The sequence below is a fragment of the Sphingomonas sp. BLHR8 genome (genome assembly GCF_056821725.1).
In genome coordinates this window covers 104,361-128,477 of sequence record NZ_JBPDIM010000001.1, presented here as the reverse complement: position 1 = coordinate 128,477, position 24,117 = coordinate 104,361, and the positions used below count along the sequence as shown (strand labels likewise).

The window sequence follows — 24,117 nt, the reverse complement described above, 5'->3', positions numbered from 1 at the left end:
GGAAAGCTCGATGGCGCGGCAGCCGAAATGGGAGCCGCGCTACCCCGGCTCGGGCCGGCTCAAGGACAAGGTGGCGATCGTTACCGGCGGCGACAGCGGCATCGGCCGTGCGGTCGCGGCACTCTACGCCCGCGAAGGCGCCAAGGTCGCGGTCGTCTATCACACGCAGCAGGCCGACGCCGACGAAACCGTGCGCATCGTCGAGGCGGAGGGCAGCGAAGGCGTCGCCATGCAGGCCGATGTCGGCGATGCAAAGGCCTGCGCCAAGCTCGTCAAGGCTGTCGTGAAACGCTGGGGCAGCATCGACGTTCTCGTCAACAACGCGGGCGAGCAGCATCCGGCGGAGGACATTCGCGCGATCACGCAGGAGCAGCTCGAAAGGACATTCCGCACCAACGTCTTCGGCATGTTCTACCTCGTCCAGGCGGCGCTCGAGCACCTCAAGGAGGGTAGCGCGATCGTGAACTGCGGGTCGATCACCAGCTTCCGCGGCTCGGAGAACCTGCTCGATTACAGCGCAACGAAGGGCGCAATTGCAGCCTTCACGCGCTCGCTCGCGGCGAACCTTGCCGAGAAGGGAATTCGCGTGAACGGCGTCGCGCCGGGTCCGATCTGGACCCCGCTCAACCCGATGGGCGGCGCGGATGCGGACAAGGTCGAAAGCTTCGGCGAAGACACGCCGATGAAGCGGCCTGGCGAACCCAATGAGGTCGCGCCCTGCTTCCTGTTCCTCGCCTGCGACGATTCGAGCTACATGAGCGGGCAGATGCTCCATCCCAACGGCGGGACGTCGATCGGCGGCTGAAATACGGCACGCATCTTGCCGCTATGCAAATGACGGCGACGGGTTAGAGCAGCGCGTGACCCCCTCCTGCAAAGGACGATCGATGCGCGCTCCTCTGACCCTCGCCCTCATCTCTCCGCTGGCGCTGCTGGCGGGGTGCGTCGCGACTCAGCCTGCCCGCACCGCCGCGACCACCGCTGACGAAACAGCTGCGACGTCGCCGCATGACCGCCTGTTCGCGCTGTTCTCCGCGAGCGACGAGGCGATGCTTCAGCGCAATCCGATCGCCGGCCTGTATCGCGGTGACGCGCGCTTCGGCTCTTCGCTCGGCGACATGTACAGCGATGCGCACTACGACGCCGAACGCCGCGCCGCGCGCGAGGAGTTGGCGGCGCTGCGCCAAATCAACCGTGCACAGCTCACCGAAACAGACCAGCTCGCCTACGACGTCTTCGCGTATGAGCGCGAGGAAACGCTGCGACAGCTTGAGCCGGAACTGTTTCAGTACAGCGTCGTGCGGCCGATCAATCACTTCTACGGCTTCCAGACGAGCTATCCGATGCTGGCGAGCGGCCGCGGCAGCGCCCCGTTCCGCACCGCGCAGGATTATGCCAACAATCTCTCCCGCCATGCCGAAGTGCCTGCGATCATCGACGCGATTATCGCCCGCATGCGGCAGGGGCTCTCGAGCGGCGTCGTTGAATCGCAGCTGACCGTTCGCAACATGATCAGCCAGCTCGATACGCAGCTTGCGCAGCGGTTGGAGGATTCGCCCTACTGGGGTCCGACCCAAAGCTACCCGGCCGACTTCGCCGCGGCGCAGCGGGTCGACGAATCGGCGAAGCTGCGCGACAGCATCGACCGCAACATCTTCCCGTCGCTACGCAAGCTGCGCACGTTCCTAGCGGACGAATATCTTCCCCACGCCCGCGCGACGGTCGGCCTGTCGACGATGCGCGGCGGCCCGCAGACCTACGCGGAGCGTATCCGGTCATCGACAACACTCGCCATGAGCGCCGACGAGATCCACAACCTCGGCCTCAGCGAAGTGGCGCGGATCCGCGGCGAAATGGACAAGGTCCGGCGGGAGGTCGGTTTCCAGGGCGAACTTCCCGCATTCTTTGAACATCTGCGCACCGCGCCGCAGTTCAAGAAATCGTCGCGTGAAGCGTTGACCCAAGGCTATGTCGACATCGGCCGGCAGGTCGACGCACTGGTGCCGCGCTTCTTCCGACAGGTGCCGCGTTCGGCGCTCGAAATTCGGCCCTATGAGCCGTTCCGCGAACGGTTCGAGGCGGGCGGCAGCTACGACAGTGGCACCCCCGACGGTTCGCGGCCCGGCACTTTCTATTTCAACGCCTACGATCTTCCCAGCCGCACCACGCCGGGGATGACCACGCTTTACCTCCACGAAGGCGCGCCGGGGCATCACTTCCAGATCAGCCTCGCGCAGGAGAATGAGGCGCTGCCGAACTTCATGCGCTTCGGCGGCAACACCGCCTATGTCGAAGGCTGGGCGCTCTACGCTGAGACGCTCGGCTACGAGATGGGGCTGTTCACCGACCCCTATCAGCGCTTTGGCACGCTGTCGGACGAGATGCTGCGCGCGATGCGGCTGGTGGTCGACACCGGCCTCCATGCCAAGGGATGGAGCCGCGAGCAGGCGATCGACTATATGCTCGCCAACAGCGACATGGGTCGCACCGACGCGACCGCCGAAGTCGAACGCTACATCGCCATTCCGGGGCAGGCGCTCGCCTATAAGATCGGCGCGCTGACCATCCAGCGGCTGCGGCGCAAGGCGGAGAGCGAGCTTGGGTCGCGCTTCGACATCCGCGACTTCCACGCGCAGGTGCTCGGCACCGGCGGCCTGCCGCTCCCCGTGCTCGAAGCCAAGATCAACCGCTGGATCGCCCGGGGCGGAGGACAGTAACGCAGGTTACTGGACGATCCGCGAAAGCGGACCGCCCCGGCCGGCCGGGGGGCTGGCGCAGCCGGCCCCTTCGACGTCATGGGCTTCACGCCCATGACGGCCCCGCGCTTCGAACGTCTGGGCGGGGTGCGTTACGCGCTTTGCGGCAACGCCTCGGCGATCAGCTGGCGCGTATTCTCGACGCCATAGAGGGCGATGAAGCTGCCCATGCGCGGGCCTTGTTCGGACCCGAGCAGAGTTTCGTAAAGCGCCCGGAACCAGTCGCGCAGCGTCGCGAAGCCGTGCGCTTCATCCTTGCCCACAGCATAGACCGCGTTCTGCAAAGCTTCCGCATCGGCGCCCCCGCCCAACTCTGCCAGCGCCGCATCGAGCGCGCGTAGCGCCCCAGCCTCCGCCGCCGTGGGCGCGCGCCGATGCAGCGTCGGCGCGATCACGTCGCGGTGATAGGCGATGGCGTTTCCGATCAACGCGTCGAGGCGGACGCTGGGCGCCGCACCTGGCAGGTAACGCGCGAGGTACGCCTTCACCTGCTCGACGCTGGCCCCCGCGCCGAGGACGCCGACGAGGTTCAGCAGCAGCGCGTAGCTGACCGGCAGGCCCTCGCCCGGCACCACGCCGCCATGGACATGGTGTGCCGCATTGCCGAGCCGCTTGTCGGGCGCCTGCTCCGCCCAGTTGCCGCGCAGCGATTCATAATCGTCGACCGCTTTCGGGATGAGGCCGACGTGCAGGCCCTTGGCGGCCTTCGGTTCGCGGTAGAGATAGGCGGCGAGGCTCTCTGGCGGCGCGTAGGACAGCCATTCGTCGATGGTCAGCCCGTTGCCCTTGGACTTCGAAATCTTTTCACCGCGCTCGTCGAGGAACAGCTCGACGATCATGCCCTCCGGCCGCCGTCCTCCGAGGATCTTGGCGATGCGCCCGGCGAGTACGCCGCTGTCGGTGAGGTCCTTGCCATACATCTCGTAATCGACGCCCAATGCCGCCCAGCGCATGCCCCAGTCGGGCTTCCACTGCAGCTTGGCGCGGCCGCCGAGAATCGACTGCTCGATCGTGCTGCCGTCTTCGTCCTGAAAACGCACGGTTCCCGCATCGGCGTCGACCACCTCGACCGGAACCTGAAGCACGCGGCCGGTGGTCGGGGAGATCGGCAACACCGGCGCGTAGGTCGCGGAACGCTCCTCCCGCAGCGTCGGGAGCATCACCGCAAGGATCGCGTCCCACCGGCGCAGCACTTCGCGCAACTGGTCGTCGAACTCGCCGCTCCTGTACGCCTCGCTCGAGCTCTTGAATTCATAATCGAAGCCGAACTGGTCGAGAAACGCGCGCAGACGGGCGTTGTTGTGCGCGGCGAAGCTTTCGTGGGTGCCGAACGGGTCGGGAATCGCGGAGAGGGGTCGACCGAGATGTTGGGCGAGCATGTCGCGCTGCGGCACATTGTCGGGCACCTTGCGCAGCCCGTCCATGTCGTCGCTGAACGAAATCAGCCGCGTCTTCGCCCCTGGAACCAGCGTTTCATAGGCGCGGCGGACCATCGTGGTGCGCAGCACCTCCTGAAAGGTACCGATATGCGGCAGCCCGGACGGTCCGTAGCCGGTTTCGAAAATGACCGGTTCGCCACCCGGTTTGCCGTCGGGATAGCGCTGGATGATCTTGCGCGCCTCCTCGAACGGCCAGGCTTTCGAAACCTTTGCAGCGTCGACATAGGGGGCGGGGTCAAAGGCGGCGCTGACGAGCGGTGCGGACATGGCCGCGCATTGCATCAGGTGAGGCGCCGCGCGCAAGCAGTGAACCTCGACCGCGCTGGGGGGTTAAGCCCATCATGGCGACGCGAATCTACCACAACCCCGGCTGCAGCACGTCACGCAACGTGCTTGGGATCATCCGCGCGACGGATGTCGAACCAGAGGTCATCCTCTATCTTGAGAACCCGCCGAAGCGCGCAGAGCTCGAGGGCTTGCTCGAGGCGATGGACATGGCGCCGCGGGACCTGATGCGGCGGCGGGGTACGCCGCTGGCCGAGTTGGGCTATGACCTCCCTCAGCTGACAGACGATGCGCTCATCCAGGCGATGCTCGACCAGCCCATCCTGATCGAACGGCCGATCGTGGTGACCCCGAAGGGCACCCGCCTGTGTCGGCCGATCGAAAAGGTGCTGGAGATCCTCGATCCGCCGCTACGCGAGCCATATCGCAAGGAAAACGGCGACCTGGTAACGCCGCTGGCCTGAATCAGATGCGATGGACCCAGCCGTGGGGGTCCGGCGCTTCGCCCGACTGGATGTCGGTGAGGGCGCGACGCAGGCGCAGCGTCACCTCGCCGGGTTCGCCGCCACTGACCAAGAACGCCCACCCGTCGCCTGCGATGTGCCCCACGGGAGTCACCACCGCCGCCGTGCCGCAGGCGAAGATTTCGCGGCAATCCCCGCTTTCGAGATCGGCGCGCAGCTGGTCGATGGCATACCGCTCTTCGCGGACGGTAATGCCCTGATCCCGCGCGAGCGTGATTAGACTGTCGCGGGTTATGCCGGGAAGGATCGATCCGTTGAGCGCGGGCGTGACGATGCTCCCGTCCGCCATGACGAAGAACAGGTTCATGCCGCCCAGTTCCTCGATCCAGCGATGCTCCGCCCCGTCGAGGAAGATGACCTGGTCGAACCCTCGCGCGATCGCGTCGCTCTGCGCCCGCAGGCTGGCCGCGTAATTGCCGCCGCATTTGGCGGCACCGGTGCCGCCCGGGCCAGCGCGACTGTCGCGCGACGATACGAGCAGGCGCACCGGCTTCGCCCCCGCCTTGAAATAGGCGCCCGACGCCACCGCGAGCGTGATAAACAGATATTCGTTCGCGGGACGCACGCCCAGGAACACCTCCGATGCGAACATGAACGGGCGCAGGTAGATGCTGCCGCCCTCGCAGGTCGGGAACCAGTCGCGATCGGCATCGACCAGCGCCTCGATCGACCCCAGGAACAGGTCGCGTGGCAGCTCCGGCATGGCCATGCGCTCGGCGGATGCGGCGAAGCGCGCAGCGTTCGCATCGGGGCGGAACAGTGCCATGCTGCCGTCCGCCAGACGGTAGGCCTTGAGCCCCTCGAAAATCTCCTGCGCGTAATGCAGCACGGCCGCGGCGGGATCGAGCGCGATCGGGCCGCGCGCGGTAATCTGCGCGTCATGCCAGCCCCGTTCGCGATTATACCGCACGAGCGCCATGTGATCGGTGAAGACTTTGCCAAACCCCGGATCGGCGATGCGCGCGCCGCGCTCGGCGGCTGCGACGGGCGCGGGATGGGCTACGCGGGCAAACAAGCCAGAGGCATCGGACATGAGCGCGGCGTTAGGTAACGCCCGCGTGGGGGTCAATCAGAGCGATGTGTCAGCCGAGCGCACGGCTCCGGTCGCGCGCTGCACGCAAGGTTTCGGCGATCAGTCGCGACAGTGATGCATCCGCATCCAGCCGATCGAGACCGGCGCGGGTCGACCCTCCGGGGCTGGCGACGCGGTCGGCCAGTTCGGCCGGCGAGACCTGCGAGTCGGCGCCGAGCTGCGCGGCGGCGCCGATCAGCGTTGCCCGTGCCAGCGCCGCCGCCCGGTCCGGCGCGAGGCCGAGATCCGCACCCGCATCCGCCAGCGCATCGACAAAGCGGTAAACGAACGCCGGGCCGCAACCCGCCAACGCCGTCACAGCCTCGAACACCGACTCATCGGTGACCGTTTCGACGTGGCCGAGCGGGGACAGGAGCCGGCTCAGCAGCAACGCTTGCTGGCCGCGGCCATCGCCGAGCCGCGCCACCACCCCCGAGCCGTAGCGGACGGGGAGGTTGGGCATCAGGCGCACGACGGAGCCTTCGGGTAATTCCTGGCGGAGCCGATCAAGCCGGACGCCCGACATGATCGACAGGATCAGGCTGTCCGGCGTCGCGAGGGCGCGAACCGCATCGCGCACCTCGTCCCACAGTTGGGGTTTGGTGCCGATGAGGATCACGTCGGTGCTGCGGCCGTCGAGCAGTTCGGTATGGCCTTGCACCACGCGCACGCCGTCCGCCACCGGAGCGCCGGACGGGCGAACAACCTCGACCCGGTCGGCCGGCATCCCGACCTCGAGCCAGCGCGCGAGCATCGCGCCCGCCATATTGCCGCAGCCGATCGACACCATTCGTCGCGGCCACGCCGCGAGCGCCGCTTCGCTCACGCCTCGCCCCGCGTTTCGATCAGCGCCGCAGCGATCGCCTCGGCCGGCGACTTGCCGCCCCACAGGACGAACTGGAAAACGGGGAAGAAGCGCTCCGCCTCCTCGAGCGCGGCGCCGATCAGCGTGTCCGCCATGTTCGGCGACAGCGTGCCATCCTCGGCAAGCAGCACGGAGTTGCGGTAGACGACGAGATCGCCGTGCGACCAAAGCTCGAAATGACCGAGCCAGAGATGTTCGTTGATGAGCCCCAATGTTTCGGCCAGCGCGCTGCGGCGATCGTCGAGCAGCTTGAGGTCGGGGAACAGCATCAATTGCAGGATGCGATCGACGCCCCGCCCCCATACGGCGCGCAGCTCATATTTGCCCCAGCTTCCCTCGAGCGTGACGACCAACTCGTCGTCCGCCACACGCTCGTAGGGCCAGCCGCTGGCGGCCGAAAGGCTTTCGATCACCTCGATCGGCTCGCCGGGATCATGTTCGGAAAGGTCGGCGTAGGGGTCGTTCATCGCCGCCTATGATAGCCCTCGGCGCACGCCGCGCAAATATGCGCGACGTTCGCCGTCGCAGGTGTCAACTGCCCTCGGGCGCGCGCCCTTCGGCGGACTCGGTCGGGCCCGGTTCCTCGATCACGCTCGCTTCGGTGGAGGTCTGGGGCGGCGTCATCGGGTCGGCGTGCGCCGGACCGGTGGTGGCGCCCGCGCCATCGACCCGGGCGCGCAGCGTCGCCAGCTCCGCTCGCGTCGCGGCCAGCATGTCCTTCACCACCTCGAACTCTTCGCGCCGGACCCAGTCGCCGCCGACGAAGTCCTGCGCACGTTCGCGCGCCACGTCCTGCACTTCGCGCGCCACGCCCGCGAAGGTGCCGGCTGCGCCGTTAAGCACTTTGGAAAGATCGTCGAAAAACCGGTTCTGCGACTGCATCGCGTCAATCTCCTTGGGGGGCGTCAGCGGATATCGGCTTGCGCCGCGGGCGGGACAAGGGTTTCGGCGGCGGGGTTGCGCTGATCGATGGTGAAATTGAGCAGGGCGGCAAAGCTCAGCCACGCAAGGTAGGGCACCATCAGCCATGCCGCCGTCTTGCGAACCCGGCCAAACAACAGCGTCGTCCCCAGCGCAGCGACCCAGATGACGATCAGCAGCCACAGCGCAGCGCTCACCTGTCGCGCGCCGAAGAACAACGGCGACCAGGCGAGGTTGAGGAGATATTGCACGACGAACGCCGCGATGGCGGGGACGCGCCAGCGCGCGCCGCGTGCCGTCACGACCAGCGCCAGCGCGACGGCCATCATCACGTAGAGGATCGGCCAGACCAGACCGAACACCCAGCCGGGCGGCGTGAACCATGGCAGGTCGAGCGCAGCAAACCAGCGATTGCCGTAGCCGCTGTTCGACAGATAGCCCATCAGGCTGCCCAGTCCGACGATCAGCGGCACGAGGACGAGCAGCCAGCGCGCCATCCCCATTCTGATCTGCCCGCGCGTCGCGACTTCATTCATGTCGAAAATCCTCGTTGCGGACGCCGTCTTGCCAAGTCGCCGGCATCCCGTCAGCAAGTTTCTCTCAATGATCAAACGCAAGAGTTGAAAGGATCGAGGATGGCGCGACGTTCGCCGGCGCGAATGATGCTAATGGCGAGCCTCGCCGCGAGCGCGGTTGGAGCAGGGATCCTCGCCCACCGACGCAAACAGGCGCGGCTGACGACGCAGGCTGCGCAGGCCGCCGCACCGACGCCCGCGGGCGCTGAGTGGTGGGAGGCGCCGGACGGCCTGTTCGGCTATCACTGGCTGGCCGACAACCCGCGCGCGACCCTACTGTTGCAGCATGGCTTTGGTGAGCATGCCGGGCGTTACGTCGATCATTTCTCTAGACTGGTGCCCGAACTGAACGCCATCGGCTTCGACGTCTTTGCCTTCGACATGATCGGGCATGGCCGCTCACCCGGCGACCGCGGCGTGACCGACGTGGGGGCGATGGCGCAGGCACAACGCAAGGCGCGCGCCGAGCTCGCGACCCGCGGCCGGCCGCTGTTCCTGTTCGGTCACTCGCTCGGCGGTCTCGTCACCGCGCTATCGGTGGCCCGCGACGCCAGCAACGTTCGAGGCGTGGTGCTGAGTTCGCCCGCCCTGCCCGTCGCCGCGCCGCTTCCTCTGCGGGCTGTGGCAAAGATGCTCGCACGCGTCGCGCCCGGTCTTGGCACCGTATCGCTAGGCGACGCATCGGGCATCTCGCGCATCCCGAGCGCGGTCGAGGCGTACCGGCAGGACCCGCTGGTGTTCCAACGCCGCATCCCGGCCCTGACCGGCGTGAGCGCGCTGATTGCCGCGCAGGAGGTTCGCGATGGCGCGGCGGCGTGGCGCGTGCCCACGCTGATCCTCCACGGCACCGCCGACCGCTACACCGACGCGCGCGAGAGCCAGCACCTGTTCGATCGTCTCCCCGCCGGGGACAAGCACCTCGAACTAGTGAAGGACGCGCGTCACGAACTGCTCAACGACATGCCGCGCAAACGGATTGAGGCGCTCCTGCTCGACTGGCTGCGACAGCGCGCGGGTGGTGCGTCCTAGACTGCGCCGCCCGGCTCAGTTGGGGGTTCGATAGGGAACGAACGACCCCAGCACGCAGCTCCCGCCGCCGATGCCGCTCCCACGGTCGACCAGCCGCAAGATGTCGCCGCGGCATGGCCCGGGCCCGCGCACGTCGGAGACGATGATGTCGTTGTCACGGGCAAGGCCAGGGCAACCCGGGCCCGGCAGTTCGTTCTTGTAAACGAGATTGCGGCCCGCCCGGTACAGCAGGATGTTGTCCGACACGCGAACCAGATCGTTGGCGATCGTCGTGGGGATGCAGCTGACCGGTTCGCCGGCGACCTTACCGCCCAGTTCGCGATCGAGCACCGCCAGCTGCTGCGGCGTCAGCACGTTCTGATCGACGGACCGATCGCCATAGGCGCACCCGCCGAGCACAAGGGCGGCGCCGAGGCCCGCTGTCAGAAATCCCAGCCGTTTCATGTTCTTCGCTCCGCTTGTCCCCGACGCGAACGTGCGCCAACTTCACTGTCGCAGCGATGAACGCTCAAGCGGCGTCTTTTGCTGCTCGTCGCGCGGCAAATTCCGCAACCGTGGCTGCGCGTAGAAAGGGGTTGGTGGCACGCTCCTGCATGAGCGTGGTGGGCACGGTCGGCTCCCCACGCGCGCGAATGCCCTCGATCTCGGCGAGGCGGGCGACGGCCGCCGCATTGCCCGGCTCGACGCCCACCGCAAAGCGGGCGTTCGCGAGGCTATATTCGTGCGCGCAATAGATGGTGGTTGCATCGTCCAGCGTCTCGATCCAGCGCATCGCGGCGAACATCTGGTCCGGGGTTCCTTCGAACAGCCGGCCGCAGCCCATCACGAACAACGTGTCGCCGATGAACAGCTGGCCGCTCGCCGCGAAGTGAAAGGCGATATGACCGAGCGTATGGCCGGGCACGGCCCGCACCGCCGCCCGATGCGCGCCCAAAGGGAGCTCATCGCCGTCGTTCAGCGCCACATCGGTCGTCGGGATGCGCGCGACCTCGGCGGCGGGTGCGCGAACGATCGCACCCGTCGCGGCCTTGATCGCCGCGTTGCCGCCAGTGTGATCGGGGTGCCAATGCGTGTTCCAGATTTCACCGACCCGCCAGCCGCGCGCGTTCGCTGCGGTCAGAACAACATCCGCCTCGGCCGGATCGACAACGACACAGGCGTCGCTTTCCGTATCGTGCAGCAGCCAGATGTAATTGTCGGTCAGCGCCGGAATGCGGAGGACCTCGATCGGCATCACCACGTGCCGCTGTTGGGCATCGAAGCCCAGGGTTCAGCGGGTTCGAGCGCTTCGCCGACTTGCAGCAGCTCGACCGAAATACCGTCCGGGCTTTTGACGAACGCCATCCGGCCGTCGCGCGGAGGGCGGTTGATGGTCACTCCGGCGTCCATAAACCGTTGGCACGCGGCGTAGATGTCGTCGACACGATAGGCGAGATGGCCGAAATTGCGGCCGCCGCTATAGACCTCGCACGGCCCACCTTCCTCCGGCGGCCAGTTGTAGGTGAGCTCGACCTCGGCCACGCCCGCCTGGCCCGGTGCGGCGAGGAAGATGAGCGTGAAGCGACCCGCGGCATTGTCGATCCGCCGCACCTCCTCGAGACCGAGCAGGCGAAAGAAGCCGACACTCGCGTCCGGATCGCAGACGCGGAGCATCGTGTGGAGGTACTGTAGCATGGCTGGCGGGCTCCGCTGCGGGATGGCCGCCGCACCATAGCAGCGCTGCCGGAAGCGCCAAGGTGAGAGCGACTACCGCTGGGGTGGCGCAGCGGACGCGGGCGCCGGCACGCTGGCCGTCGCCGGAACGGCGCGGGTCAGTTCCGCGAGCCGCTGCCGCGCGGTTTCCACCGCCGGGCTCGCACCGCCGATCGACACCGCGCTCTGCCAGCTCGCTCGTGCCGCTGCCGCATCGCCGGCTGCCGCGGCGATGTTGCCAGCCTCCAGCGCGACCGCGGGGTCTTGCGGCGCGAGCCCCGCGGCGGTGCGGATCGAGGCCTGCGCGCCGGTGAGATCTCCGGTTCGCCGGGCGAGCGTCGCGCGCAGCAACCACGCGGTGGCGTCCTGCGGCGCGAGTTCGGTGGCGGTCGTTAGATCGGTGCGCGCGGCGGCGACATCACCCTGCGCCACTGCCGCCCGCGCCCGATCGACGAGCACCTGGCCGCGCGTCACACCCGCGAGCACGCTGCCGGCAAGCGCTGCGTCAAAATGGCCGCGCGCCTCCGCCGCTCGCCCGGCCGCGAGCGCGGCGTTCCCGGCCTGCGCCAGCATCGCGGCAGCGATGTCAGCATTGGCCGCGGCCTGCGCTTCGCGCGCCGCGTCGGCGAAGCTGCGCTCCGCCGCGTCGTGGAGTCCAGCGAGATGCTGCGCGACGCCGAGGCACTGGCGGGCGAGGAACCCGCCACCGCGTCGCAGCCAGTCATTGGCCGCGACCAGCCCCCCGGCCGGGTCCTCCTCTGCAGCGCGTCGGCAGCGGCGCTGCTCGTCCGCGTCCAGCACGCCGAGCGTCCGTGTCGGAGCCGTCGTCGCCGTGGGCGGGGGCAACGCCGGCACGGCTTGAACGGCGATGAGCAGGGCTGCGATCATGACAGGCTCTCGACAGTAGCAATCAGGCGCGCGAGATCGCGCTCGCCCGACAGACGGTGATCGCCGCCCTTGACCACGCTCGTCACAACGTCCGCTGAACGCAGCGCGCTTGCGAGGCGTAACGCAACTTCCAGCGGCACGTCCGGGTCAGCGTCGCCGTGCAACAGTCGGACAGGCGCATCGATCGCGATTTCCCCGTCCAACAGTCGCAACGCCGCCCCGGACCGCCACAGCGCGCGCGTCGTGAGGGTCGGCTCCGGGCCATAGGGATTGGCTTCGCGGAGCTCGCCATCGCGCTCGATCATGGCAACCTGCTCGGCGTCGAAGCCCCAGTCGGTGAAGTCCGGTGCAGCGGCGATGCCGACCAGCCCGACGACGCGGTCCCCCAGCCCCAGCGCTGCGTGCAGCATCAGCCACCCGCCCATCGACGATCCGACGAGGATTACCGGCCCCTCGCCCGCATGAGCTTCCACCACCGCGAGTGCATCGTCGCTCCAGCTCACCAGCGTCTCGTCGGCGAAGGACCCGGCCGATTCGCCGCAGCCGGCATAGTCGAAGCGCACGAACCGTCGCCTGCTCCGCGCCGCCCAGGCCGCCAGCGCCTCCGCCTTCGACCCGGCCATGTCGCTGGCGTAGCCGGGCAGGAAGACAACCGTCGGCCCCTCCCCCTCGGTCACGCGAATGGCGAGTGCTGGGCGGGCGGGGCGCTGCAGGGTGTGGCGAGCTTCGGTCATCGCCCGGCAATAGCGCACGCACGCCGCGATCGCACTTCGGGAGAGGTTGCGGATCAGCCTAATGCAGGACACTGTGGCTCAGACCGAAGGAGAGAGAGACGTTCATGCCCCGCCTTGCCGCTGCCGCCCTCACGCTCATCCTAGCCGCCCCGGCCGTTGCGGGACCGCTGCCCGATGCGCAGGCCAACGCCATCATCGCCAGCATGGCGGCGCGCGATGCGGACATCGACCGCGCGGCGCTGGCGATCTGGGACGCGGCTGAAGTCGGCTTCCAGGAGCGGCGCTCCTCGGCGCTGCTGCAGGAGGAGCTACGCCGCGCGGGCTTCACCGTGGAGGCCGGGGTTGCCGGCATGCCGACCGCGTTCATCGCCCGCTACCGCCGCGGCGCGGGGCCGGTGATCGGCATCATGGCGGAGTTCGACGCGCTGCCCGGGCTGAGCCAGACAGCGGATGCGGCGCAGACCGCACGCGCTGGGAGCGATGCCGGCCATGCCTGCGGCCATAATCTGTTCGGTGCCGCGTCGGTCAACGCGGCGGTCGGCGTCAAACAGTGGATGGATGCCAACAACATCGCCGGTGAAATCCGCGTCTATGGCTCGCCCGCGGAAGAAGGCGGGTCGGGCAAGGTCTTTCTCGTCCGCGGCGGTCACACGCGCGATGTCGACGCGATGCTGCACTGGCACCCCAACAGCGCGACCCATGCGGCGCAGACGACGGCGCTCGCCAACATCTCGGGCAAGTTCCGCTTCACCGGCGTCGCCTCCCACGCCGCAGCTGCGCCGGAGCGCGGTCGCTCTGCGCTCGACGGGGTCGAGGCGATGAACATGATGGTCAATTTGATGCGCGAGCATGTCCCGCCGCAGGCCCGCATCCACTACGTCATCACCGATGGCGGCCGGGCGCCCAACGTTGTGCCGGCGTCGGCCGAGGTCTATTACTACGTCCGCCACCCGGATCAGGCCCAGGTGCGCGCCATTTTCGAGCGGGTGCAGGCGGCGGCCAACGGCGCGGCGACGGGAACGGGCACGCAAGTGCGCTTCGATCAGGTCGGCGGCACCTTCGACCTCCTCCCTAACGACACGCTCGGGCGCGTGATGGATGCGAACCTGCGCCGCGTCGGTGCGCCTCAGTGGGGCGCGGAGGAGCGCGCCTTCATCAGCCGCATCACGCCAACCCTCGGGTCGGCCGCGATCACGCTCCCCGACGGGATCGGCCCCTACAGCGTGGGTGAGCCCGGCACCGGCTCCACCGACGTGGGCGACGTCAGCTACACCACACCCACCGTCGGGCTGGCGGTCGCGACCTGGGCGCCGGGCACCGCCGCGCACAGCTGGCAGGCGGTGGCGGCGAGCGGCAGCCGCATCGGCCTCACCGGCGCGAGGTCTGCGGCACGCACGCTGGCGCTGACCGCGGCGCAGTTGATGACCAGCCCGGACACGCTGGCGGCGGCCAAGGCGGAGCTGGAGCAGCGGCGCGGGCCCAACTTCACCTATCGCTCGCTACTCGGCGACAACCCGCCTCGGCTCGATTATCGCAATCGCGCAGGCAGCTGACCTGCGGTTGACGTTGACGTGAACGTCAACTACCTGCGCGGCATCACCGGCAGGGGCTGGCGCGCCCGCAGTTTTCGCGGCACAGCGCTGTGACCCTTTCCGCCCGAACCATCGTCGGAGTGACCCCATGAAGATCCTCGTGGCCGTCAAGCGCGTGCTCGATTACAACGTGAAACCCAAGGTGAAGTCGGACGGCACCGGCGTCGACCTCGCCAACGTCAAGATGAGCATGAACCCCTTCGACGAAATCGCCGTCGAAGAAGCGGTGCGGCTCAAGGAAAAGGGCGTTGCGACCGAAGTCGTCGTCGCTTCGATCGGTCCGGCCAAGTCGGCGGAGACGCTGCGCACCGCGCTCGCAATGGGCGGCGATCGTGCCATTCACGTCCAGTGCGACACCGAGGTCGAGCCGCTGGCCGTCGCCAAGATCCTCGAAGGGGTCGTTGACGCCGAGCAGCCGGGACTGATCATCCTCGGCAAGCAGGCGATCGACGATGACTCGAACCAGGTCGGTCAAATGCTCGCCGCGCTGCTCGGTCGCCCGCAAGGCACCTTTGCCAATGAAGTCAGCGTGTCGGGCGATCAGGTGACCGTGAAGCGCGAGATCGACGGCGGCCTGCAGACAGTCACGCTGACCATGCCGGCGGTGGTCACCACCGACCTGCGCCTCAACGAGCCGCGCTATCCGTCTCTGCCCAACATCATGAAGGCGAAGGCCAAGCCGATGGAGGCGAAGACGCCGGCGGACTACGGCGTCGACGTGACCCCGCGCCTCAAGACGCTTCGCGTGGACGAACCCCCCGTTCGCCAAGGCGGCGGCAAGGTCGGTTCGGTCGACGAGCTGGTCGCCAAGCTGAAGTCGCTCGGCGTCGCCTGACGCCCCCTCCCCCTTCTCGGACAGGAACACATGACCATGAAGACTCTCGTTTGGGTCGAGCATGAGGGCGGCGCGATCAAGGACGCGACGCTGTCGGCCGTCACCGCCGCTTCGCAGCTCGGTGAAGTCCACCTGCTGGTGGCCGGCCAAGGCGTCGGTGCGGTGGCCGATGCGGCGACGAAAATCGCCGGCGTCGGCAAGGTCCACGTCGCCGACAACGCGGCCTACGCCCACGACCTCGCCGAAAATGTCGCCCCGCTGATTGCCGATCAGATGAGCCACCACGACGCGTTCGTCGCGGCGGCGACGACCACCGGCAAGAATATTGCGCCGCGCGTCGCTGCTCTGCTCGACGTGATGCAGATCTCCGACATCATCACCGTCGAAGGCGAGCGGACGTTCAAGCGGCCGATTTACGCCGGCAACGCCATCGCGACGGTCGAGGCGGGTGATCCCAAGCTCGTGCTCACCGTCCGCACCACCGGCTTCGACAAGGCTTCGCGTGAGGGCGGGAGCGGCACGGTCGAGCAGGTTTCGGGGGCGGGCGATGCAGGGCTGTCGCGCTTCGATGGCGAGGAGCTTGCCAAGTCGGAACGCCCGGAGCTCACCAGCGCGCGCGTCATCGTCTCCGGTGGCCGGGCGCTCACGTCCGGCGACAAGTTCACCGAGCTCATCGTCCCGCTCGCCGACAAGCTGCGCGCCGCCGTCGGCGCCAGTCGCGCTGCGGTCGACGCGGGCTATGTCCCAAACGACTATCAGGTCGGCCAGACCGGCAAGATCGTCGCGCCGGAGGTCTATATCGCAATCGGCATTTCCGGCGCGATCCAGCATCTCGCCGGGATGAAGGACTCCAAGACCATCATCGCCATCAACAAGGATGCCGATGCGCCAATTTTTCAGGTCGCGGACGTCGGCCTGGTCGGCGATCTGTTCACCATCGTTCCGGAGTTGACGTCCAAGCTATAAGGAAAGCGCGGGGGGGGGGCCGGACGGCGCCCCCACCGCGGCCCCGCCGCGTCGTGCGCAGCGTCACTTGCGGTGAAACGACGTGCCGCCCCTCGCGCCTGAGCACCTGCCGATCGCCGATTAATGGCCTTCGCGCAGGAACTGTATCCGCTGGTAGTAGACCGATCGGACGGCCTGCCCCGCAGCGTCACGCGCGGGCCGGAAGCGCGCCCGCTCTCGCATCAGCAGGCACGTCCGGGCTGTGAGAATGGCGTCGGGTGTGGCGCGCGACACGGTGCAGTCCGCAACCCGCCCGTCGGTGCCAACGAGCAGATACGCCGTCATTTGGCCAGGCCGTTCATTGTCTCCAAAGTCGTCCGAGGTTACCCATTCGAGCGGATTTCTGCTTGGCTGCGGTCGCCCAGGCGTCGGCTCACCCGGCGAATAGGTGAGGTGATCCTGCAACCTCGACCCCGTCGCCAACCCGGGGGTTTGCGTAGTCCCCGTCCATGGAGCCTCCGCTCTGGCGAACATGTCTTCGGACATGTTCCAGTGCTGCCGGAGATCGGCCTGACAGTTATTCAGCGCGCGGATCGCCGCACGGAGTTGGGCCTGATTGAAGACCAGGCGCACCGACCCGGCTTCCACGTCCATCGTGATATCCTGGTTCGCGAAAGCCGTATCGGACAGGTACCAGCGCACGAGCCGCCGGGGCGGACCGTCTACGCGCATCGAATATCCGCGGGACGATACGAAGGACGCTCCATCCCCGAACCGCGTGCGAACCGCCACCTCCGTGGTGAGCGGCGCGAGCGGCGCTCCGGCTACGACGGTGTCGATCAGCCCAGGCGCCACACTTCGCGCCAGTCGCAGCGTGATGGGCGCTTCAACGCTGCCAAAGGCTCGCGAAATCGTGCACTGCGTTTCGCCCACGTCGAGCACCCAGCGGCCCGTCGGAACCAGTTGCGCGCCCGGGGCGGACGCAGCCGCCTGTGGTGCCTGGGCAAAGGCGGGCGACGCGGATAGCGAGAGGGCACCCAGCAGTGCAGCAAAGCGAGCAGTCATGCCCTGACGATAGCGTGGGCACTCCACCGCGCAAGCTGCCGGATAAAGGGAACGACGGCGCCTGTGCGCGGTTGAGCGGGCGAAGGAGCTTTCCATGAACGATCCGCGCCCGGGCCTCGCCCATGAAACGACCAACGACGAACAATATGATGAGGACCGCCAGGCGCAGACGGTCGCCGACGAGGCTTTGGCCAATATCGAGGGCGGGGACCCCACGGTCGACAGCGAAAAGGTGTCGGGCGGTTACGACGTCGCTCCAAGCGATGCGCCCGACCTCGTCGATACGATGAACCAGATGGTGAGCTCGGGCCGCATCGATTATGGCGCCTTTCGCGGTGAACCTGCACACGACGACGAGGAAGACGCTTACGGGGAGGCGATCGAGGAGGAGGATGCGGAAGGTCCGCGCCTGACCGACGAGTAAGCGAATGTGGGCGGAGGCGGCCAATTGCCGCCTTCGCATTGACCCGCCGCCCCCCGCTGCTAGTGCCGCGCGACGATGGACGGGGTGCTGACGCAAGAACCGATGGATGAACCGGCGGGGCCCGGCATTGCCGATACGCCGTTCGATGACGCGCTCAGCGACCGCTATCTCGTCTACGCGCTCTCCACGATCACAGCTCGCTCGCTGCCGGACCTGCGCGACGGTCTGAAGCCGGTCCACCGCCGCCTTCTCTGGGCGATGCGCGGGCTGCGGCTCGACCCCGCCACCGGGCACAAGAAATGTGCGCGGATCGTTGGCGAAGTCATCGGTAAATATCACCCGCACGGCGACACCGCCGCCTATGATGCGATGGTCCGGCTCGCGCAGGATTTTGCCCTGCGCTACCCGCTGGTCGACGGACAGGGCAATTTCGGCAACATCGACGGCGATAATGCTGCTGCCTATCGCTACACCGAAGCACGGCTGACCAAGGTCGCGATCGACCTGATGGCCGGGCTCGACGAAGGCACCGTCGATTTTCGCGCGACCTACAACGGCGAAGAGCACGAGCCCGAGGTGATGCCGGGGCTGTTCCCCAACCTCCTCGCCAACGGCGCGAGCGGGATCGCGGTGGGGATGGCGACCAGCATCCCCCCGCACAACGCCGCCGAGCTGATCGACGCGGCGACACTGCTGATCGACCAGCCCGACGCGCCGCTGGAAGCGCTGCTCGAGCATGTGCGCGGCCCCGACCTCCCCACCGGGGGGCAGATTGTCGACAGCCCCGCCGCCATCGCCGCCGCCTATGCCAGCGGGCGCGGATCGTTCCGGGTGCGCGCGCGCTTCACCGACACGCCCGAAAAGGGCGACGGCCCCGGCGCCTGGCAGCTGGTCGTGACGCAAATCCCCTACGGCGTCGCCAAGGGCAAGCTGATCGAACAGATCGCGCAGATCATCGCCGACAAGAAGCTGCCGATTCTCGAGGACGTGCGCGACGAGAGCGCCGAGGACCTGCGCATCGTGTTCGTGCCGCGCAGCCGCACGGTTGATGCCGAGGTGCTGAAGGAGTCGCTCTACCGGCTGACCGACCTCGAAACGCGCCTGCCGCTCAACCTCAACGTGCTCGACGCCAGACGCACCCCGCACGTGATGGGGCTGAAGCAGGTGCTGAGCGAATGGCTCGCCCACCAGTTCGAGGTGCTCGTCCGCCGCACGCGCCATCGCATCGCGCGCATCGACGACCGACTGGAGCTCGTCGGCGGCTATATCATCGCCTACCTCAACCTCGACCGCGTGATCGAGATCATCCGCAACGAGGATGAACCCAAACCGCTGCTGATGGCGGAATTCGAGCTGACCGACCGCCAGGCCGAAGCGATCCTCAACATGCGTCTGCGGTCGTTGCGCAAGCTCGAGGAGATGGCGCTGATCAAGGAGCGCGACGCGCTCATCAAAGAGCGCGGCGACCTAGCGGCGTTGCTCGACAGCCCGGCGCGCCAGCGCACGCGGATGAAACGCGACCTCGCCAAACTGCGCGAGGAATATGGCCCGGAAACGGCGCTCGGCGCGCGCCGCACGATCATCGCCGAAGCCGCGGCGGCGCGCGAGATCCCGTTCGAGGCGATGATCGAACGCGAGCCGATCACCGTGGTCCTGTCGAAACGCGGCTGGGTGCGCGCGATGAAGGGACATGTCGACGCGGCTCGCTCCGCCGACCTCAAATTCAAGGAAGGCGACGCGCTCGCCTTTGCGGCGACCGCGCAGACGACCGATCGCATCCTACTTTTCACCGGGGAGGGGCGTTGCTTCAGTCTGGCGGGCGACAAGCTCCCCGGCGGACGGGGCTTTGGCGAGCCGGTGCGGCTGTTCGCCGACATCGAAGGCGAGGGCGCCATCGTCGCCATGCTCGCCGCGAGCCCGCGCAGCGACACCCGCCTGCTCGTCGCTGCCACCAGCGGCCACGGCTTCATCGTACGCGCCGCCGATTGCATCGCCGAAACCCGCAAGGGCAAGCAGGTCGTGAACCCCCGCGCCGGCGCGCGGCTGAGCGTCGTGCGACCGGTCGCGCCGGGCGACGACGCCGTGGCGGTGGTCGGCGACAACCGCAAACTTTCGGTCTTTGCGCTGGCAGAGCTACCGGAGATGGCGCGCGGTCAAGGCGTCATGCTGCAACGCTATCGTGACGGTGGGCTCGCCGACGCGCGCACGTTGCGGCTCGAAGACGGCCTCTCATGGACGATGGGCGGGGCCGAAGGACGCACCCGCACCGAAGCCGACCTCACGCCCTGGCGCACTGCGCGGGGCGGCGCGGGCCGCATCGCACCGACGGGCTTTCCCCGCGACCATCGCTTCGATTGACCGTGCGCTAACCATCTCGCCGAGGAGGTGATTCACCAGTTTGGCGCAAGACTGCGGCGCGATGGGACTTCCAGGTCAACTCGACCTTCAAAGGTATTTGCGGCGTACCGGCGAGTTGACCGTGCCCGTGCGCCTGCTCCCGGGTGCATGCGCGATCCTCGACCTATCTCTGGCCGATCAGGCGGGCGCGCGCATCGTCGCCGCGAACGACGCCTTCAAAGGGCTGTGCGCAGGCGGCCTCGACGGGCGAACGCACGCCGGCATCGTGCGCGCGGTGATGGACATGCCCCGTCGGCACAGCCCGACGGTCACGCACGAGTTCGTCTGGGAGGAGCCGGGGCCGACCGGGCGCAGTTTCGACGTGTCGCTGCGGACGCTCAACGACGGCCGCGTGCTCCTCGCGCTCAACGATCTCACGCGCCAGCGGCGCAGCGAGGCGGCGCTGCGGCGCGAAGCGCTGAGCGACGACCTCACCGGCCTCCCCAACCGCGCCGCGCTGATCGAGGCGATGGCGGCCCCGCGCGTGGCGGACGGCGGCCATATGCTGCTGCTGGTCGACCTCGCCCGCTTCAGCCGCATCAACGAAAGCCTCGGCCCGCTCGCCGCTGACGAACTGCTGCTGGCGGTGGCCAATCGGTTGCGCCGCGCGCTCCGGCAAAGCGACATTCTCGCGCGCATCGGAGGCAATGAATTTGCCTTGCTGCTGCAAGTGGATGGTGAGGACGCCGCCACGCTTGCCGGCCGCATGCGCGCGCTGTTCGACGATCCGTTCCGCATCGGCGACTTGCGCATCAGCATCGACGCGGCGGTCGGTGGGCTCGCGCGATTGACGCCGCAGGACGGGACCGGACCCGAGGACTGGCTGCGCTTTGCCCAGATCGGGCTGAAGACGACGAAGCAGGCGGGTCTCGCGCCCGCCTTTTACGCGCGTGGCGAGCAGTCGGAGGCGCGCGCGCGGCTCGACTGCGAATCGGCACTGCGCAGCGCACTGGAGCGGCGGGAGATCGTCTGCGCCTATCAGCCGCTGGTCGACCTCCCCTCGCGCCGCATCGTCGGCTTCGAAGCGCTGGCTCGCTGGACGCGCGATGGACGGGCCGTGCCGCCCGGTGAATTCGTCGCGGTGGCGGAGGACTGCGGGCTGATCGTCGAACTGGGCCGGCAGGTGCTGCACGATGTGCTGGCGACGCTCGGTCGCTGGGATGCGGCGGCGGGCGGCCGGGTCGACACGCGCGTTGCCGTCAATGTGTCGCCGCTGCAGCTGTTGCGCGACGACCTGCCGGCGGCGGTCGATGCCGCGGCTGAGGCGACCGGGGTCGCGCCCGACCGGTTGATCGTCGAGATTACCGAAAGCGCGGTGGTGACCGATCCGGACCGCGCGGCGGAGGTGTTTCGAGCGCTCGCGCTGCGCGGCATCGGCGTGGCGATGGACGATTTCGGCACCGGCTATTCCAACATTGCGAGCCTCGCGCGGCTGCCGATCGACACGCTGAAAATCGACCGCAGTCTGATCAGGGATGTCGACACGCGCGACGAAGCGCGGGCGATCGTCCGCACGATCCAGCATCTCGCGTCAGCGCTCAGCATGCGGACCACGGCGGAGGGGATCGAGAGCGAGGGGGTGGCGCGGGAAATCGCGCAACTCGGCTGCAATCAGGGGCAGGGTTATCTGTTCGCGCGCCCGCTGAGCGCGCACGACGCCTACCGCGCCGTCGCCGCCTGACCCAGCGCGGCGTCGACCAGGGCTGCGGTGCCGTCCGACCCGGGAAAACCCTTAGCAATCCACGCCGCTTCGATCTGTTTGAGGAGCCGCGCCACCTCCGGTCCCGCCGGCACCCCGCGCGCGATAAGGTCGCGGCCGCGTAGCGGGAAAAGCGGCGGCTCGAACGCCGCGAGCTCGGCGGCAGCGGTCGCATCACCGCGCAACAGTGCAGCATCGCGCGCGACCCCCGCACCGTTGCGATAGGCCAATTCGCGCCCGCCCATCGCGTCCGACACCGACAGGGTCGCGGCGATGTGCTTGCGCTGCCGGGTCGACAACCGCAGCCGGGCGGCGAGCCCCTCGGCGCGTTCCGCATCGGCCGGCCCTAGCGCGATCAGCCGCCGCAGCGCGTCCGGTTCGACCTGTGCCGCTGCTTCAGCGCGCACCAGCCGCTCGAGCCGGGCGGGGCCATCGGGCATCGCTTCGCCTGCGATTTCCGCAAGAACGCCGAGCCGCGCCATGCGCGCAACCGCAGGAGCGGGGTCGGGCAGCGCGAGCAAACGCAACAGCTCGTCGGCGACGCGTTCGCGCGACAGAGCGCGCAGCGTTCGGGCATGGGCGGCGATGACCGCCTCCGTCGTCGGATCGCCCTCGCCGCCGCCAAAGCGCGCGTCGAAGCGGAACCAGCGCATGATGCGCAAATGGTCCTCCGCGATCCGCGTGGCGGCGTCGCCAATGAAGCGCACCCGCCCCGCGGCGAGGTCGGCGCGGCCACCGACGGGATCGAACAGCTCGCCCGTCACCGGGTCGGCGTACATAGCGTTGATCGTGAAGTCGCGCCGCTGCGCGTCTTCCGCCCAGTCGTCGGCAAAGGCGACCGTCGCGCGGCGCCCGTCAGTGGCGACATCGCGGCGCAACGTCGTCACCTCGAACGGCTTTCCGTCCGCCACAGCCGTGACCGTGCCGTGGGCGATGCCGGTGGGCACCGCCTTCAGCCCCGCCGCCTCCAGCCGGCGCACGACCTCGTCGGGGCGCAGCGGCGTGGCGAGGTCGACGTCGGTGACGGCGATCCCGGCCAGCGTATCGCGCACCGCCCCGCCCACCGCGCGCGGCCGCCCGAACCGCGCATCGGTGAGCGCTTCGAGCGTGCGGTGGAGCGCCGGATCTTCGCGCCACGCGGCGGCGGGCAGACCGGTCACGCGCCGATCACCGCCCGGTTGAGCGCCCCCGGATCGCGGTCGAGGCCGAGCGCGGCGCCGATGTTGCGGATCATACCCGCGGTCGCGCCCCACACGCGCTCCTCCCCCACGGCGATATCGTAATAGTGGCGCTCGCGCCCCTCCCAAATGGCCGAGCGGGCGATCTGATGCGCTGGATCGAACAGGCGGTCGGCGGGCGCTTCAAAGATGTGCGCGACCTCGCTCTCCTGCGGCGCGAGCGGCAGGTCGGCGGCGATCACCGCGATGACCGGCGTGACGTGAAAGCCTGTCCCCGTGCGATAAGGCGCGACGGTGCCGACGACGTGCGTGGCGTCGGGCGACAGCGCCACCTCCTCCCACGCCTCGCGCAACGCAGCGGCAACCGCGTCGGGGTCGGACGGGTCGATGCGCCCGCCGGGAAAGGCGGTCTGCCCGGAGTGCCGCCGCAAGTGAGGCTGGCGCCGCGTCAGCAGCAGATGCGGGCGCGGTCGCTCGACGAAGGCGACCAGTACCGCCGCTGGCGTCAACGACGCGGGCGCCACGCCCGAATCGCCCTCGTGCAGCGGCGCCGTGGAGGAGAGGGCGAGCCGGCGCGACAGCTCCGCAGCAAGCGCACTCACGCCGGATCGCCAACCGCCCAGCGCCGCCCGCCGCTCCACACCATGCCCTCGGCATCGGCGTGAGTCGCAAGGTCGAGGTAGCAGGAGCGCGTCGGTCGGGCTTCGATCGCGCGGTCGAGCGGACCGCGCACATGCAGGTAGGGGAGCCGCCCCGCCGGACCATCGCGCAGAGTCAGCGGATGCGCGTCGTCGACCGCCACCAGTTCGCCCGTGGCGCAGCGAAGCGTCAGCGTGGCGCCCTCACCCGCTCCATCGAAGCGCGCCTCGACCGCGACGAGTGGCGCATCCTCGACCTCGATTGCCATCTTCTCCGCCGGGGTGACGAGCACGTAGGTGCCGTCGGGCTCGCGGCGCAGGACGCGCGCGAACAGCTTGACCAGCGCGGGACGGCGGATCTCGCTACCTTCGTGAAACCAGCGTCCGGCAGCATCGACGCGAATGTCGATCTGCCCGCAATGTTCGGGGTTCCACTGATCGACCGACGCGCCGGGCCGGTTGGCTGCGGCGAGCAGATCGGCGAGCGGGCTCGCGGCGAAGTCGGGCGTGTCGGCGCTCATGCGCTTGGGCTTAGCCGAGCCTGCGCCGTGGCGCGAGGGGGGC

Annotated in this window: 25 protein-coding genes; 10 read left to right on the top strand and 15 right to left on the bottom strand. The window is 68.5% G+C overall.

The annotated features are described in order from the left end of the window. Positions 1-10 precede the first annotated feature (10 nt). Both ACRYJK_RS00680 and ACRYJK_RS00675 read left to right on the top strand, forming a co-directional pair. Entirely contained in the window at positions 11-805 is a 795-nt protein-coding gene (locus ACRYJK_RS00680) for a glucose 1-dehydrogenase (RefSeq protein WP_482667357.1), read from the top strand. Between the two features lie 82 nt (positions 806-887). Beyond that, the gene (locus ACRYJK_RS00675) at positions 888-2,717 is read left to right on the top strand and encodes a DUF885 domain-containing protein (protein WP_482665675.1); all 1,830 of its coding nucleotides are present in this window, start codon (positions 888-890) and stop codon (positions 2,715-2,717) included. A 131-nt stretch (positions 2,718-2,848) separates the two neighbouring features. Here the strand turns inward: ACRYJK_RS00675 and ACRYJK_RS00670 are convergent, their stop codons facing one another. After that, a complete protein-coding gene (locus ACRYJK_RS00670; protein WP_482665674.1) occupies positions 2,849-4,462 on the bottom strand; it encodes a lysine--tRNA ligase in 1,614 nt (537 codons plus the stop codon). A 74-nt stretch (positions 4,463-4,536) separates the two neighbouring features. Between ACRYJK_RS00670 and arsC the strand changes: the two genes are divergently transcribed. Next, complete coding sequence (gene arsC, locus ACRYJK_RS00665) at positions 4,537-4,944, top strand: arsenate reductase (glutaredoxin) (protein ID WP_482665673.1); 408 nt, start codon at positions 4,537-4,539, stop codon at positions 4,942-4,944. Position 4,945: 1 nt separating this feature from the next. On the opposite strand, the gene ACRYJK_RS00660 is transcribed toward arsC, so the two are convergent. The 5 genes from ACRYJK_RS00660 to ACRYJK_RS00640 all read right to left on the bottom strand — a co-directional run bounded on the left by ACRYJK_RS00660 (position 4,946) and on the right by ACRYJK_RS00640 (position 8,398). Then, positions 4,946-6,037, bottom strand: a complete 1,092-nt coding sequence (locus ACRYJK_RS00660; protein ID WP_482665672.1) for a branched-chain amino acid aminotransferase — start codon at positions 6,035-6,037, stop codon at positions 4,946-4,948. A gap of 49 nt (positions 6,038-6,086) precedes the next feature. Next, positions 6,087-6,902, bottom strand: coding sequence for a pyrroline-5-carboxylate reductase family protein (locus ACRYJK_RS00655; RefSeq protein ID WP_482665671.1), 816 nt, complete (start codon positions 6,900-6,902; stop codon positions 6,087-6,089). Then, complete coding sequence (locus ACRYJK_RS00650) at positions 6,899-7,408, bottom strand: type III secretion system chaperone family protein (protein ID WP_482665670.1); 510 nt, start codon at positions 7,406-7,408, stop codon at positions 6,899-6,901. The genes ACRYJK_RS00655 and ACRYJK_RS00650 overlap by 4 nt, the downstream gene beginning before the upstream one ends. Before the next feature lie 64 nt (positions 7,409-7,472). Then, the gene (locus ACRYJK_RS00645) at positions 7,473-7,823 is read right to left on the bottom strand and encodes an accessory factor UbiK family protein (protein WP_482665669.1); all 351 of its coding nucleotides are present in this window, start codon (positions 7,821-7,823) and stop codon (positions 7,473-7,475) included. Between the two features lie 23 nt (positions 7,824-7,846). Next, the gene (locus tag ACRYJK_RS00640) at positions 7,847-8,398 is read right to left on the bottom strand and encodes a TspO/MBR family protein (RefSeq protein WP_482665668.1); all 552 of its coding nucleotides are present in this window, start codon (positions 8,396-8,398) and stop codon (positions 7,847-7,849) included. Positions 8,399-8,497: 99 nt separating this feature from the next. On the opposite strand from ACRYJK_RS00640, the gene ACRYJK_RS00635 reads away from it, so the two are divergent. Further along, positions 8,498-9,466 (top strand): lysophospholipase, encoded by a 969-nt coding sequence (locus tag ACRYJK_RS00635; protein WP_482665667.1) that lies wholly within the window; start codon positions 8,498-8,500, stop codon positions 9,464-9,466. 15 nt (positions 9,467-9,481) lie between these two features. Here ACRYJK_RS00635 and ACRYJK_RS00630 read toward each other — a convergent pair whose 3' ends face one another. The 5 genes from ACRYJK_RS00630 to ACRYJK_RS00610 form a co-directional block, all read right to left on the bottom strand. Then, complete coding sequence (locus ACRYJK_RS00630; protein WP_482665666.1) at positions 9,482-9,910, bottom strand: hypothetical protein; 429 nt, start codon at positions 9,908-9,910, stop codon at positions 9,482-9,484. 64 nt (positions 9,911-9,974) lie between these two features. Further along, positions 9,975-10,700, bottom strand: coding sequence for a hydroxyacylglutathione hydrolase (gene gloB / locus ACRYJK_RS00625; protein ID WP_482665665.1), 726 nt, complete (start codon positions 10,698-10,700; stop codon positions 9,975-9,977). Further along, a complete protein-coding gene (locus ACRYJK_RS00620; RefSeq protein WP_482665664.1) occupies positions 10,700-11,140 on the bottom strand; it encodes a VOC family protein in 441 nt (146 codons plus the stop codon). Before ACRYJK_RS00620 ends, gloB begins: the two co-directional genes overlap by 1 nt. Before the next feature lie 72 nt (positions 11,141-11,212). Then, on the bottom strand, positions 11,213-12,046 hold the full coding sequence (locus tag ACRYJK_RS00615) for a tetratricopeptide repeat protein (protein ID WP_482665663.1): 834 nt from the start codon (positions 12,044-12,046) through the stop codon (positions 11,213-11,215). Further along, on the bottom strand, positions 12,043-12,780 hold the full coding sequence (locus ACRYJK_RS00610) for an alpha/beta fold hydrolase (protein ID WP_482665662.1): 738 nt from the start codon (positions 12,778-12,780) through the stop codon (positions 12,043-12,045). The genes ACRYJK_RS00615 and ACRYJK_RS00610 overlap by 4 nt, the downstream gene beginning before the upstream one ends. Positions 12,781-12,884: 104 nt before the next feature. On the opposite strand from ACRYJK_RS00610, the gene ACRYJK_RS00605 reads away from it, so the two are divergent. The 3 genes from ACRYJK_RS00605 (at position 12,885) to ACRYJK_RS00595 (ending at position 16,173) form a co-directional block, all read left to right on the top strand. Next, the gene (locus ACRYJK_RS00605; protein WP_482665661.1) at positions 12,885-14,333 is read left to right on the top strand and encodes an amidohydrolase; all 1,449 of its coding nucleotides are present in this window, start codon (positions 12,885-12,887) and stop codon (positions 14,331-14,333) included. Positions 14,334-14,460: 127 nt separating this feature from the next. Beyond that, positions 14,461-15,207: an electron transfer flavoprotein subunit beta/FixA family protein gene (locus ACRYJK_RS00600; RefSeq protein WP_482665660.1), complete on the top strand. Its 747-nt coding sequence runs from the start codon at positions 14,461-14,463 to the stop codon at positions 15,205-15,207. Positions 15,208-15,243: 36 nt separating this feature from the next. Then, the gene (locus ACRYJK_RS00595; RefSeq protein ID WP_482665659.1) at positions 15,244-16,173 is read left to right on the top strand and encodes an electron transfer flavoprotein subunit alpha/FixB family protein; all 930 of its coding nucleotides are present in this window, start codon (positions 15,244-15,246) and stop codon (positions 16,171-16,173) included. Between the two features lie 120 nt (positions 16,174-16,293). Here the strand turns inward: ACRYJK_RS00595 and ACRYJK_RS00590 are convergent, their stop codons facing one another. After that, on the bottom strand, positions 16,294-17,217 hold the full coding sequence (locus ACRYJK_RS00590) for an energy transducer TonB (protein ID WP_482665658.1): 924 nt from the start codon (positions 17,215-17,217) through the stop codon (positions 16,294-16,296). A 94-nt stretch (positions 17,218-17,311) separates the two neighbouring features. Here ACRYJK_RS00590 and ACRYJK_RS00585 point away from each other — a divergent pair, with 94 nt between their 5' ends. The 3 genes from ACRYJK_RS00585 to ACRYJK_RS00575 all read left to right on the top strand — a co-directional run bounded on the left by ACRYJK_RS00585 (position 17,312) and on the right by ACRYJK_RS00575 (position 21,719). Continuing rightward, on the top strand, positions 17,312-17,641 hold the full coding sequence (locus ACRYJK_RS00585) for a hypothetical protein (RefSeq protein WP_482665657.1): 330 nt from the start codon (positions 17,312-17,314) through the stop codon (positions 17,639-17,641). A 75-nt stretch (positions 17,642-17,716) separates the two neighbouring features. After that, positions 17,717-19,999, top strand: a complete 2,283-nt coding sequence (parC, locus tag ACRYJK_RS00580; protein WP_482665656.1) for a DNA topoisomerase IV subunit A — start codon at positions 17,717-17,719, stop codon at positions 19,997-19,999. Positions 20,000-20,126: 127 nt separating this feature from the next. After that, positions 20,127-21,719 carry a putative bifunctional diguanylate cyclase/phosphodiesterase gene (locus tag ACRYJK_RS00575; protein ID WP_482665655.1) on the top strand — a complete coding sequence of 531 codons (1,593 nt, stop codon included), beginning with the start codon at positions 20,127-20,129 and terminating at the stop codon, positions 21,717-21,719. Here the strand turns inward: ACRYJK_RS00575 and ACRYJK_RS00570 are convergent. Genes ACRYJK_RS00570 through ACRYJK_RS00560 form a run of 3 tightly spaced genes read right to left on the bottom strand, consistent with a single transcriptional unit; the run spans position 21,698 to position 24,074 of the window. Then, a complete protein-coding gene (locus ACRYJK_RS00570; protein ID WP_482665654.1) occupies positions 21,698-22,897 on the bottom strand; it encodes a CCA tRNA nucleotidyltransferase in 1,200 nt (399 codons plus the stop codon). The genes ACRYJK_RS00575 and ACRYJK_RS00570 overlap by 22 nt on opposite strands. After that, the gene (locus ACRYJK_RS00565) at positions 22,894-23,517 is read right to left on the bottom strand and encodes a CoA pyrophosphatase (RefSeq protein ID WP_482665653.1); all 624 of its coding nucleotides are present in this window, start codon (positions 23,515-23,517) and stop codon (positions 22,894-22,896) included. The genes ACRYJK_RS00570 and ACRYJK_RS00565 overlap by 4 nt, the downstream gene beginning before the upstream one ends. Continuing rightward, the gene (locus ACRYJK_RS00560) at positions 23,514-24,074 is read right to left on the bottom strand and encodes a DUF1285 domain-containing protein (protein WP_482665652.1); all 561 of its coding nucleotides are present in this window, start codon (positions 24,072-24,074) and stop codon (positions 23,514-23,516) included. Before ACRYJK_RS00560 ends, ACRYJK_RS00565 begins: the two co-directional genes overlap by 4 nt. Positions 24,075-24,117 lie beyond the last annotated feature (43 nt).